A 12,820-nucleotide genomic window follows, 5' to 3' on the forward strand; every position below is an offset into this window, starting at 1 on the left:
TTTTATTGCCCGCCAGACGGTTCTCGTCGGCGGGCATTTTCGCTTTGGCTCGAATATGGTGCATGTATGCGCGCTCTGATCATCAGCGTGGATCTCGGTGATCCGGACTTCACGGCACACGCCGAGGAATTTGCCATGCTGGCCAAGGGCGCGGGCGCCGAAATCGTCGGCACCCTGACGGCCCGCCGCGATCGTCCCGACGCCAAGTTCTTCATCGGCTCCGGCAAGGCCGACGAGGGTGTCGCGATGGCGCAGGCGCTGCTTGCCGACATCATCCTTTTCGACCAGCCGCTTTCGCCAGCCCAGCAGCGCAACCTCGAACGCGCCTTCAACCTGCGCGTCGTGGATCGCGTTGCGCTCATCCTGGACATCTTCGCGCTGCGCGCGAAGAGCCACGAAGGCAAGCTGCAGGTCGAACTGGCCCAGCTTCAGCATCTGGCCACGCGCCTGACACGCATGTGGAGTCACCTGGAACGGCAACGCGGCGGCATCGGGATGCGCGGGCCAGGTGAATCCCAGCTTGAAATGGACCGCCGCATGATCGGCGCCAAGGTCAAGACGCTGCGTGAACGGCTCGACAAGGTCGAACGCCAGCGCATCACCCAGCGGCGCGCCCGCGCGCGGGGCGGTGCGTTGTCGGTGTCGCTGGTGGGTTACACCAACGCCGGCAAGTCGACGCTGTTTAACGCGCTGACCCGCGCGGACGCCTACGCGGCCGACCAGTTGTTCGCCACGCTGGACACGACGACCCGCCGCATCTGGATCGAAGGCGCCGGATCGGTGGTGGTGTCGGACACCGTGGGCTTCATCCGCGACCTGCCGCATAACCTGATTGCCGCCTTCCGCGCCACGCTCGAAGAAACCGTGCACGCGGATCTGCTCCTGCATGTGGTGGACTCGGCCAGCCCGCAGCGGGATGAGCAGATTTTCGAAGTCAACAAGGTCCTCGCCGAAATAGGCGCTGCCGCGATTCCAACCATTCTGGTATACAACAAGATCGACCGGGCGGGCCTGGACCCGCGGGTGGAGCGCGATGCACATGGTACGATTGCGCGAGTATTTGTAAGCGCCACCGAGCGCGCCGGTTTGGATGCGTTGCGCGGGGCAATTGCGGAAACCGGACAGATTGTGGGAAACAATGCCGCGAATTATCAAACTCTTCAATCTGAATGACCCCGGCTGGGGTCGCGGAAACAACAATGGCTCCGAGCCGCCGCCCAAGCGGCCTCAAGGCAATGGGGACGGCCCTCCCGACCTGGACGAGGTCTGGCGCGATTTCAATAATCGCATCGGGAACCTGTTCGGGCGCAAGGGCGGGGGCGGCAACAACCGGCCCGGCAATCGTGGCGGCATGACGCCGCCATCCCCGCGGGGCACACGCATCGGCCTGGGCGTCATTGCCCTGGTGGCGGCAGGCATCTGGCTGGCCAGCGGCTTCTACATCGTGCAAGAAGGCCAGGTCGCGGTCGTGACCCAGTTCGGCAAATACAAGAGCACGTCGCAAGCCGGTTTTCAGTGGCGCCTGCCTTATCCCATTCAAAGCCATGAAATCGTCAACGTGTCGCAACTGCGCACGTTCGAAGTCGGTTTCCGTGGCGGCGCGCGCAACAAGGTCCTGCCCGAAGCGCTGATGCTCACGACGGACGAGAACATCGTCGATATGCAGTTCGTCGTCCAGTACCGCCTGCGTGCGGACGGCGCGCCCGACTATCTCTTCATGACGCGCGACCCGGACGAATCCGTGCGCCAGGCGTCGGAAACCGCCATGCGCGAAGTGGTGGGCAAGCAGTCGATGGACTTCGTGCTGTACGAAGGCCGTACGACGGTGGCCTCGCAGGTCCAGGCGCTGATGCAGCAGATTCTCGACCGCTACAAGACGGGCGTGCAGGTCAGCACCGTCGCCATCCAGAACGTGCAGCCGCCCGAACAGGTCCAGGCCGCGTTCGACGACGCCGTGAAGGCCGGTCAGGATCGCGAGCGCCAGATCAACGAAGGTCAGGCCTATGCCAACCAGGTCGTGCCGCTGGCCAGCGGTCAGGCTTCGCGCATGACGGAGCAGGCCGAAGGCTACAAGGCCAAGGTCGTGGGCGATGCGCAAGGTAATACATCGCGCTTTACCAGCATCCTGGGCGAATACGAAAAGTCTCCCCAAGTCATGCGCCAGCGCATGTACCTGGAAAGCATGCAGGACATCTTCACCCGCGCCAGCAAGGTCATGGTCGACACCAAGAGCAACAACAACATGTTGTATCTGCCCTTGGACAAGATCATGCATCTCGCCGCTCAGGACGCAGGCAAGTCGAATATCGGCAGCTCCGGCTCGCCGGTGGCCAACCCGCCTGTCCAGCAGCCTTCGCGCGGTTCGGCCGCGCCGGTGCCGCAGCCTTCCGGCAGCAGCAATAGCAACACGCTGCCCCGCGACCGTATGTCGCGCTAATCCGGAGGAGTCCTGAACATGAATCGTCTTATGCCCATCCTGGTCGGCCTGCTCATCGTGCTGGCCCTCCTTTCCTCCAGCGTTTTCGTGGTCCGCGAGCGCGACTATGCCCTGGTGTTCTCGCTGGGTGAGGTCCGCCGCGTCATCAGTGAACCTGGTCTGTACTTCAAGGTTCCGCCGCCTTTCCAGAATGTCGTCACGCTCGACAAGCGCATTCTGACCATCGAAACCAACGAAGCCGAGCGCATCCAGACTTCCGAAAAGAAGAACCTGCTGATCGACTCGTACGTCAAGTGGCGCATTGCGGATCCCCGTCTGTTCTACGTGACGTTCGGCGGCAATGAGCGTGCGGCGCAAGAGCGTCTGCAAGCCCAGATCCGCGACGCCCTGAACGCGTCGGTCAACGTGCGTACGGTGCGCGACGTGGTCTCGACCGAACGCGACAAGATCATGACGGAAATCCTGGACAACGTCGCCAAGCGCGCCGAGCCGCTGGGCGTGCAGATCGTTGACGTGCGTCTGCGCCGCATCGAGTTCGCGCCGGAAATTTCCGAGTCGGTGTACCGCCGCATGGAAGCCGAGCGTACTCGCGTGGCGAACGAACTGCGCTCGATCGGCGCTGCCGAAGGCGAGAAGATCCGCGCCGAGGCCGACCGCCAGCGCGAGGTCATCGTGGCTCAGGCATACGCCAAGGCCCAGGGCATCATGGGTGAGGGCGACGCCGCCGCGGCAGCCATCTACGCCCAGGCTTATGGCAAGAATCCGGACTTCTATACGTACTACAAGAGCCTGGAAGCCTATCGCGCCTCGTTCTCCAAGCCGGGCGACGTGCTGGTGGTGGACCCCAGCTCCAGCTTCTTCCAGTTCATGAAGGATCCGGCGGGCGCCGCCCTGGCGCCGGTCACCGTGCCGGCCAAGTAACTGGCAGCAGCCGGCACGAACGACAAAGCCCCTCGGGTACCCGAGGGGCTTTTCTGCTTCTGGCGGGATGCTCCCTTACCGGTATCGGGGACGCCGCGGGGCTCTGGACATGCCCGTCCCCCGGGTGGCGCTTGCCGCTGAACCATGTACAATACCGCGTAAGCTAGAAAACATTCCGCAGCGGCTGAGCGGGCTTACGCCCCTCAGCCGCTTTTCGTTTGGGCGACGCCCACGCATCACTTGGCGTTATTCAGGTAAACACATTCATGGGTAACTGGCTGCTGCCCGAAAGCCTCGCCGACGTACTTCCGGCAGAGGCCCGGCGCATCGAGGAACTGCGCCGCGAACTTCTCGATCTTTACCGTACGTACGGGTTCGAGCTGGTCGCGCCGCCCCTGGTCGAGTACATCGATTCATTGCTGTCGGGCACCGGCAGCGATCTGGATCTGCGCACCTGCAAGCTGATTGACCAGCTTTCGGGCCGCACGCTGGGCGTGCGCGCGGACATGACTCCCCAGGTCACGCGCATTGACGCGCACTTGCTCAACCGCGCGGGCGTCACCCGCCTGTGCTATTGCGGCAATGTGCTGCATGCCCGTCCCTCGGACTTGCTGTCCAGCCGCGAGTTGCTGCAGATCGGCGCCGAAATCTACGGCCATGCCGGATTCGAAGCCGATCTGGAAATCATCCAGCTGGTGCTGGAAACCGTTGCCATCGCCGGCGTTCGCAATCCGCGCCTGGATCTGAATCATCCCGGTGTGCTCCGCGCGATCCTGAAGTCGGATCCGGCGGCTGCCGAGCTGGCGCAGGACGCCATCCGGCTGATGCGCGACAAAGACGTGCCCGGACTGGGCGAGCTGGCGGCGCGCGCGCCCGGCATCCGGCCGGAAACGCTGAAGGCGCTGCAATTGCTGCCCACGCTGTACGGTGGTCAGGACGTGCTGAAGATCGCCCGCCGTGACCTGCCGGCGCTGCCGGGTATCGCCGAGGCGCTCGACGCCCTTCAGGCAGTGGTAGACGCCATGCCCAACGTGTCTTTCAGCGTCGATCTGGCCGACGTCGGTGGTTACGCGTACCACTCGGGCGTCAAGTTTGCGCTGTACGCTGAAGGCTGGCACGACGCGTTGGTCAGCGGTGGCCGCTACGACGACGTCAGCCACGCGTTTGGCCGGTCGCGTCCGGCAACGGGCTTCAGTCTTGATTTACGCAAGCTGGCGGCGGGTCTGCCGCCGGCGGAAAGGGCGCGAGCGGTTCGCGCGCCCTGGGGGCAGGCCCCCGCTCTGACCGAGGCGGTTCGCCGCTTGCGCCGGTCAGGGGAAATCGTCGTTCAGGTATTGCCCGGTCACGAGCAGGATCAGGACGAATTCGTTTGCGATCGCGAGCTGGCGCTGCAGGATGGCGTCTGGACGGTCAAAACGCTGTGACTAACTCCCTCTCGGAAACGAGGGGGCCGCGGGGAGATTTCCGGATTTCCCGAGAAACTCGAAATTGATTCGTATCATGAGCAAGAACGTAGTCGTAATCGGCACCCAATGGGGTGACGAGGGCAAGGGCAAGATCGTCGACTGGCTGGCGGAATCCGTCCAGGGCGTGGTCCGCTTCCAAGGCGGTCACAATGCCGGCCATACGCTGTGGATCAACGGCAAGAAGACGATTCTTCGCCTGATCCCGTCGGGCATCATGCACCCCGGCGTCACCTGCTTCATCGGCAATGGCGTCGTGCTGTCCCCGGAAGCCCTGCTCAAGGAAATCGAAGAGCTTGAGGCCGCCGGCCTGGACGTGCGTTCGCGCCTGCAGATCTCCGAGATCTGCCCGCTGATCCTGCCGTACCACGTCGCCATCGACAAGGCGCGCGAAGCGCGCAAGGGCGAGGGCAAGATCGGCACGACGGGCCGTGGCATCGGCCCTGCCTACGAAGACAAGGTCGCCCGCCGCGCCCTGCGCGTGCAAGACCTCTTCAATCCGGCGCTCTTTGACGAAAAGCTCGCCGAAGTGCTGGATTACCACAACTTCGTGCTGACCCAGTACCTGGGCGCCGAAGCGGTCTCGGCCAACGAAGTGCGCGATCAGGCCATGGCTTTGGCGCCGGCCATCGCCCCGATGGTCAAGGACGTCTCCAGCAACCTGTACGCCATGCAGCAGGAAGGCAAGCGCCTCCTGTTCGAAGGCGCGCAAGGCGCGCTGCTGGACGTCGATCACGGCACTTATCCCTTCGTGACCAGCAGCAACTGCGTTGCGGGCGCGGCCTCGGCAGGCGCCGGCGTCGGCCCCCAGCAACTGGATTACGTGCTGGGCATCACCAAGGCGTACACCACGCGCGTCGGCTCGGGCCCGTTCCCCACGGAACTGGTCGACGAGATCGGCACCCGCCTGGCCACCATCGGCAAGGAATTCGGTTCGGTCACAGGCCGTCCGCGCCGTTGCGGCTGGTTCGACGGCGCCGCGCTGAAGCGCTCGGTCCGCCTGAACGGCATTTCCGGCCTGTGCATCACCAAGCTGGACGTGCTGGACGGTCTGGAAACCATCCAGTTGGGCGTCGGCTACCGCGTCAACGGTGAATTCCGCGACGTGCTGCCCTACGGCGCGCACGCCGTTGCGCAAGCGCAACCGGTGCTCGAAGAGCTGCCCGGCTGGAGCGAATCCACCGTCGGCATCACCGAATACGCCAAGCTGCCCGCCGCCGCGCGCCGTTATTTGGAGCGTGTCGCCGAAGTCTGCGGCGTGCCGATCGACCTGGTGTCCACCGGTCCGGACCGCAACGAGACCATTGTCTTGCGTCATCCCCTGAAGGGCTGACATCGGGTTATTATTCCCAAGGCCGCCGCCGGTCATACCGGCGGCGGCCTTTTCGTATTTTTGTGCAGGAGATGCTTGCCTATGAGCACGCCGACCAGTGACGATAGCCACCTGTGGGTAACGTGGGACGATTACAACCGCTTGATCGAGCGCCTTACTTTGCAGGTGCATCAGTCGGGCTGGAAGTTTGACAAGATTCTTTGCCTGGCGCGCGGCGGTATGCGCGTGGGTGACGTCATGTCGCGTATTTTTGACGTGCCGCTGGGCATTCTTGCCACCAGCAGCTATCGCGAGGCGGCTGGCACCAAGCAAGGCGACATGGACATCGCCCAGTTCATCACCATCACCCGCGGCACGCTGTCCGGCCGGGTGTTGCTGGTGGACGACATGGTCGATACCGGCAAGACCTTCAACAAGGTCTTCGATCACCTGAAGAGCCAGTTCGCCGACATCACCGAATTGCGCAGCGCCGTGCTGTGGTGGAAGGGGCATTCCCTGGCAACGCCCGATTATTACGTCGAGAAGCTGCCCACGAATCCCTGGATTCACCAGCCTTTCGAAGACTACGACAGCTTGCGTCCCCATCAACTGGAAGCCTGGATCCGCAAGGGTTCCCTGAGCTGATAGCGGGCAGGAAAAGGGCGGGGCCCAGGGCGCGGACTGTCCCTGGCAGTAGTCAAACCGTCCTTGACCATGCTAGAATCGCTGGTTATCGCTAAACCGAACTTGGCTTGTTACTCTTTGGGTAGTCTTTGGGTAACGGAAACAGCCAGCTCAAACCCGGGTGGACGCATGCCCGGGTTGCGCTTTGAAGGTTCACAGTTCGCGGTACTTGCCTATTGGCGGTTTGCAGGTCTTATCGCCAGAGGCCGTCTTCGCGTACCTGGGTCCGCGCAGCGTTGCTGGAAAAGCAAGCCAGGTTTGTCATCAACTTTGTTACCCTACAAGCAGGCCAATTACTTTATGCCTATCGTTCGACTGAAGGAAAACGAACCGTTTGAAGCCGCTCTGCGCCGCTTCAAGCGCACCATCGAAAAGACCGGTTTGCTCACCGAACTGCGCTCGCGCGAGTTCTATGAGAAGCCCACCGCCGAGCGCAAGCGCAAGCATGCCGCCGCCGTGAAGCGCCACTACAAGCGCATCCGTAGCCAACAACTGCCCCCGCGCCTGTATTGATTTCTGATTCCCGAATCTATTGATTCCAGAATCATTCATCCAGGATTTGCTCGCCCGAGTCGACGTCGTCGACGTTGTCGGGCGATATGTGCAGTTGCGAAAGGGTGGGGCCAACTTGCTTGGCCTATGCCCCTTTCATAACGAAAAAAGCCCCTCGTTCACTGTCAGCCCCACCAAGCAGTTCTATCACTGCTTCGGTTGTGGAGCGCATGGCAGCGCCATCACCTTCCTGATGGAACATACGGGCGCCAGTTTCCCCGACGCCGTGCGTACGCTCGCGGCGTCGGCGGGAATGACGGTCCCCGAAGAAAACCGCAGTCCCCGCCAGCAGCAGGAGTCCGCGCGCCGCAAGGCCGAGGAATCCCGGCACACCCAGGTGCTGGACGCTGCCCAAGCCCATTACCTGAAACTGCTGCGCGCTTCGCCCGCCGCCGTCCGCTATTTGAAGCAGCGCGGCCTGACTGGCGAGATCGCCGCGCATTTCGGCCTGGGCTGGTCAGGCACGGACCGGCACGGTCTGTCCCAGGTGTTTCCGAACTACGAGGACCCCACGTTGGTGGAGTCCGGCCTCGTCATCGAGTCCGAGGACGGGCGGCGCTACGATCGCTTTCGCGAACGGGTGATGTTTCCGATCCGCAATGCGCGGGGAAGCCTCATCGGGTTTGGCGGCCGGATCATCGGCAAAGGCGAACCCAAGTACCTGAACTCTCCTGAAACTCCCCTGTTTTCGAAGGGGCAGGAGCTCTACGGGTTGTGGGAAGCCCGCCAAGCCATCCGCCAGGAAGGCCAGGTGATCGTCGTCGAGGGCTACATGGACGTGGTCGGCTTGGCGCAGCAGGGCATTGCCAATGCCGTTGCCACGCTCGGCACCGCCACCACGCCAGATCACGTCAAGAAGCTCTTGCGCGCCAGCGACAAGGTCATCTTCAGCTTTGATGGCGACAAGGCCGGCCGGCGCGCCGCCTGGCGCGCGCTGCAGGCCTGTCTGCCGGTGCTTCGGGATGACATCGCGATCCGGTTCCTCTTCCTGCCGGCGGAGCATGATCCCGATTCGTATGTGCGCGAATTGGGCGCCGAAGCGTTCCGCGCGTGTCTAGGCGACGCCGTGGCGCTGTCGCGCTTCCTGTTGGACGAATTGGCGTCGCGTCACAACATGACCGAGGCCGAAGGGCGCGCCAGTTGTCTGCACGAGGCCAAGCCGCTGCTGGCAACGATCCCCGAGTGCGCGTTGCGCGTGCAGATCGAACGGGAAATGGCCAAGCTGGTGCAATTGACGCCCGAGGAAATGGCGCAGGTTCTGGCGCAACAGCCTGCCAAGCCATTTGCGCCGGCTGCGCGGCCCGCGTCGGGCGGTGCCGAGTCCGGCATGGCATCGGGCGGCGAGCCGAGCCACGACGGCGGTCCGCCGGACATGGGCTACGACTACGGCAACCACGACTTCCACGACATTCCGGCCGACGAGTCCGACGATTACGGCCAGTACGCCTCGCATGGCGAAGAGTCTGCTGGCGGATCTGCGGGCTGGCAGCCAGGCGCCAAGCAGGAATGGAAGGGCAAGAGCGATTGGAAAGGCAAGAGCGACTGGAAGGGCAAGGGTGATTGGAAGGGCGGCAAGGGCAACTGGAAAGGCCGGCGCGACAACGATGTTGGCGGCTTCGAGGGGCGCCGCACCATGCCGTCGCTGGCCAAGCGGCTCTTGAGCCTGCTGCTCGCGCATCCCGAGCTGGTCGACTCCATGGGCGATCAGCAGCTTGAAGTCATCGACCATGGCCCCCATCTAGGATTGGTACGAGACCTGATCATGCTCGCGCAATCCAGCGGCGCGCGCCATGTTGGCGCCTTGCTGGAGGCCGCGGAGCCGGACTCGGACCTTGCAACCGTATTGAAGGGGCTGCGGGCGGACATCCTGGCGCAGGAAGACCTGCCCGACCCGCAGACGGAATGGGACGATGCGTTGCGGCGGATCGAGTTCGATTCGGCGAAAAATGAAATGGCCAAGCTGGCGGCTTCCGGACTGGCTTCGGAAGAGGCTCGCAAGCGGTATCTTGAGCTCTCCCGCCGCATGACCGTGCTGAAAGGTGCCGGAATACGCTAAATACGCTAAAATCAAAGGTTTTCCGCTCATGCGGGGGCCTGTGAGGCCGGCGCAGTTTGGCCAAGCGCGGATGCCGCCATTGCCAGCTGTGCCCGACTGTTGCATGATCGCTGGAAATTCAAGGTCGATTGTTGGCGGATTGTTCGCCAGATCGATGCAGCAAGAGCAGGAACGTGACACGAAGTCCGGCAACTGGAATCTATTCCGGAAGCCGGAATCTAATGATTTATGTACCAATTTGACGAGAGCGGCCTGAAGCTCGGGCATCCCGGTTATTGAGCCCAGGCGGCATCGCTAACCACTAAAAAAGGTTAGAAACGGGACGCGTGCGTCAAAATTGTTACATCGTTAATTAATATAGCTGAGCGGTGGATCAAAAGCAGTTCAGCGGCGGTAACTCCGCGTGGCGTGAGTGGTTTGGGTGCTGTGTATACGTAGCTGCTTGGGGCAATGGCCCGATAAGCGAGCAAAGCCTATTTATAGGCAGGCAGCCCCCCCAACGTCCGCAACCCGCCGTTGAATGAGGTCATGCACGTCGGGCGTCAGAACGGTCAAGAACCGGAGACGTCGCCAGACGGGCTCGCAAGAGCCGGTGCTGCGAACAACGCAGCCGCGTGATCTTCGCCGATCCACCAGATTTACCCGTATTCCATGCCGCACCGGATCCGTATCCGGCGCGGCGTTATGCGGTGCAACAAGCCCGAACGGGTTGCGACGACCACGGAAGCGACTATGACCAAATCCACCGGCAAATCCTCCTCTGCAATTGATGCGGCCGAAACCAAGGCTGTGGCGGCCAAACGCGCCGTCAGCATGGCCGCGGAAAAAGCGCCCGCCAAGACGGCGGTGAAGGTCGCCAAGCCCGCCGCCAAGACGGCCGCCAAAAAGGCGGCCAAAACGGCAGTTGCCGCGGACAAGCCCGAAAAGGTGACGAAGGCCCGCGCCAAGAAAGCCGAAGACAAACTGGCCGACCTGGTCGGCAGCGCGCGTCCCGCGCCGAGCGGCCGCCGTCCGGGCCGCCCCGCCAAGAACGCCAACAACGACTCCGACGGTTTCGACGATCCGATGGACGGCGAAGGCGAAGTCCTGCCCGATCTGAAGCCGCCCAAGCGCGGCGGCAAGCGCGGCAAGGCCGATCCCAAGGACCTGATCGCCCGTGGCCCCGTCACGCCGGAAGAATACGAAGCGCGCCGCAATCGCCTGAAGCAGCTGATCAAGCTGGGCAAGGACCGCGGCTACCTGACGTACGGCGAAATCAACGACCATCTGCCCGACGACCTGGTCGATGCCGAAGCCATCGACGGCATCATCAGCACGTTCAGCGACATGGGTATTGCGGTCTATGACCAGGCCCCCGACGCCGAAACCCTGCTGATGAGCGAGAACGCGCCGGTTGCGTCCAACGACGACGACGTCGAAGACGAAGCCGAAGCCGCGCTCACCACCGTGGACTCCGATTTCGGCCGCACCACCGACCCGGTCCGCATGTACATGCGCGAAATGGGCTCGGTCGAGCTGCTGACCCGCGAAGGCGAAATCGAGATCGCCAAGCGTATCGAAGACGGCCTGAAGCACATGGTCATGGCCATCTCGGCCTGCCCGACCACCATCAACGAAATCCTGGCCCACATCACGCGCGTGCGTGAGGGACAGGCGCAGATCGACGAAGTCGTCGACGGCCTGGTCGATCCGGAAGACGGCGAGGAATACGCCGGTGCCGGCGTCACCGCCGATGAAGACGAAAGCGACGACGGCCCCGCCGGCGGCATGTCCAGCAAGCAGCTGGAAGACCTGCGCGTCAAGGCGCTGGCCAAGTTCGACGAAGTGGGCAAGCAGTTCGACAAGATGCGTCTGTCGTACGAGAAGGACGGCTACAAGTCGGACATCTACGTGCGCGCCCAGGAATCGATCCAGAACGAACTGATGGGCATCCGCTTCACCGCCAAGATGGTGGAAAAGCTGGCCGACACGCTGCGCAACCAGGTTGAAGAAGTGCGTCAGCTCGAGCGCGCTGTCCTGCACACGTGTGTGGACCGTGCCGGCATGCCGCGCCTGCACTTCATCAAGGTGTTCCCCGGCAACGAAACCAACCTGCAGTGGGTCGTCGACGAAGTGGCCGCCGGCCATCCGTACGCCGAAACGCTGGAGCGCCAGATTCCTGCCGTGCAGGAACTGCAGCAAAAGCTGATCGACCTGCAAACGCGCGTCGTGCTGCCGCTGAAGGACCTGAAGGACGTCAACAAGCGCATGGCCACCGGCGAAGCCAAGGCTCGCAAGGCCAAGCGCGAAATGACCGAGGCCAACCTGCGTCTGGTGATCTCGATCGCCAAGAAGTACACGAACCGTGGCCTGCAGTTCCTCGACCTCATCCAGGAAGGCAACATCGGCTTGATGAAGGCCGTGGACAAGTTCGAATACCGCCGCGGCTACAAGTTCTCGACCTACGCAACGTGGTGGATCCGTCAGGCCATCACGCGTTCCATCGCCGACCAGGCGCGCACCATCCGTATTCCGGTTCACATGATCGAAACGATCAACAAGATGAACCGCATCAGCCGCCAGATTCTGCAGGAAACCGGCGCCGAGCCGGATCCCGCGACCCTGGCGCAAAAGATGGACATGCCTGAGGACAAGATCCGCAAGATCCTGAAGATCGCCAAGGAACCGATCTCCATGGAAACGCCCATCGGTGACGACGACGATTCGCACCTGGGCGATTTCATCGAAGACACGTCCACGCTGGCGCCTTCGGATGCGGCGCTGCATGGTTCGATGCGCGATGTCGTCAAGGAAGTGCTAGACTCTCTCACCCCGCGTGAAGCCAAGGTCCTGCGCATGCGTTTCGGCATCGAAATGAGCACCGACCAGACCCTGGAAGAAGTGGGCAAGCAATTCGACGTCACGCGCGAGCGCATCCGCCAAATAGAGGCTAAAGCGCTGCGCAAGCTGCGTCACCCCAGCCGGGCCGACAAGCTGAAGAGCTTCCTGGAAGGGCAGTAAATTTCCTGGGCCTCTAGCTCATGCCTGGTTAGAGCAGCGGACTCATAATCCGTTGGTGCCGAGTTCGACTCTCGGGGGGCCTACCAAGAATGACGCGGGTTTGCATGAAGTTCATGCAGCCCGCGTTTTCTTTTGTGTGTGGGGATTTTTTGCCAATCTGGCTGAGCGCCGTTTTGATGGCTTCGGTGGCCAGGTGCGCGTAGCGCTTGGTGCTGGCTGCGGACTTGCGCCCCAGCACGGCGCCCGCGGTGTACAGGTCGACCTTGGCGTTGATCATCTGGCTCGCTGCGCTGTGTCGCAGGTCGTGAAAGCGCAGGTGGCCCAGTATGCTGGAGTTGGTGAGCCATGTGCCCCGCAGCCGGACGCTTGAGCTGCGCGAGCGAGACGCCACGAGA

The 12,820-nt window shown here is 62.8% G+C and carries 9 protein-coding genes, 1 tRNA gene and 1 pseudogene; 10 read left to right on the forward strand and 1 reads right to left on the reverse strand.

The genetic code is table 11. From position 1 onward, the window contains the following. Positions 1 to 66: 66 nt before the first annotated feature. From hflX to V6V88_RS08890, 10 genes are all read left to right on the forward strand, one after another. A complete protein-coding gene (gene hflX / locus V6V88_RS08845) occupies positions 67 to 1,173 on the forward strand; it encodes a GTPase HflX (RefSeq protein WP_062842027.1) in 1,107 nt (368 codons plus the stop codon). Continuing rightward, positions 1,139 to 2,437, forward strand: a complete 1,299-nt coding sequence (gene hflK / locus V6V88_RS08850; protein ID WP_062842026.1) for an FtsH protease activity modulator HflK — start codon at positions 1,139 to 1,141, stop codon at positions 2,435 to 2,437. Before hflX ends, hflK begins: the two co-directional genes overlap by 35 nt. Positions 2,438 to 2,455: 18 nt before the next feature. Then, on the forward strand, positions 2,456 to 3,358 hold the full coding sequence (gene hflC, locus V6V88_RS08855; RefSeq protein WP_056315716.1) for a protease modulator HflC: 903 nt from the start codon (positions 2,456 to 2,458) through the stop codon (positions 3,356 to 3,358). A gap of 266 nt (positions 3,359 to 3,624) precedes the next feature. Further along, positions 3,625 to 4,782, forward strand: a complete 1,158-nt coding sequence (locus V6V88_RS08860; RefSeq protein ID WP_062842025.1) for an ATP phosphoribosyltransferase regulatory subunit — start codon at positions 3,625 to 3,627, stop codon at positions 4,780 to 4,782. A 76-nt stretch (positions 4,783 to 4,858) separates the two neighbouring features. Continuing rightward, complete coding sequence (locus V6V88_RS08865; protein WP_056315722.1) at positions 4,859 to 6,154, forward strand: adenylosuccinate synthase; 1,296 nt, start codon at positions 4,859 to 4,861, stop codon at positions 6,152 to 6,154. Positions 6,155 to 6,235: 81 nt separating this feature from the next. Then, positions 6,236 to 6,778: a phosphoribosyltransferase family protein gene (locus tag V6V88_RS08870; RefSeq protein ID WP_223574931.1), complete on the forward strand. Its 543-nt coding sequence runs from the start codon at positions 6,236 to 6,238 to the stop codon at positions 6,776 to 6,778. 339 nt (positions 6,779 to 7,117) lie between these two features. After that, the gene (gene rpsU / locus V6V88_RS08875) at positions 7,118 to 7,330 is read left to right on the forward strand and encodes a 30S ribosomal protein S21 (RefSeq protein WP_006218592.1); all 213 of its coding nucleotides are present in this window, start codon (positions 7,118 to 7,120) and stop codon (positions 7,328 to 7,330) included. 19 nt (positions 7,331 to 7,349) lie between these two features. Then, positions 7,350 to 9,425 carry a DNA primase gene (gene dnaG / locus V6V88_RS08880; protein ID WP_223574933.1) on the forward strand — a complete coding sequence of 692 codons (2,076 nt, stop codon included), beginning with the start codon at positions 7,350 to 7,352 and terminating at the stop codon, positions 9,423 to 9,425. Between the two features lie 732 nt (positions 9,426 to 10,157). Further along, positions 10,158 to 12,425 (forward strand): RNA polymerase sigma factor RpoD, encoded by a 2,268-nt coding sequence (rpoD, locus tag V6V88_RS08885; RefSeq protein ID WP_056315728.1) that lies wholly within the window; start codon positions 10,158 to 10,160, stop codon positions 12,423 to 12,425. Between the two features lie 7 nt (positions 12,426 to 12,432). Beyond that, a tRNA-Ile gene (locus V6V88_RS08890) sits at positions 12,433 to 12,511 on the forward strand. Between the two features lie 158 nt (positions 12,512 to 12,669). Here V6V88_RS08890 and V6V88_RS08895 read toward each other — a convergent pair. Continuing rightward, positions 12,670 to 12,816 (reverse strand): annotated as a pseudogene (locus V6V88_RS08895) (hypothetical protein); the annotation flags it as partial. Between the last annotated feature and the right edge of the window lie 4 nt (positions 12,817 to 12,820).

Origin of the sequence: Achromobacter sp. E1 (assembly GCF_037039475.1) — a bacterium.
In the GTDB taxonomy this organism is placed as follows: domain Bacteria; phylum Pseudomonadota; class Gammaproteobacteria; order Burkholderiales; family Burkholderiaceae_B; genus Achromobacter; species Achromobacter mucicolens.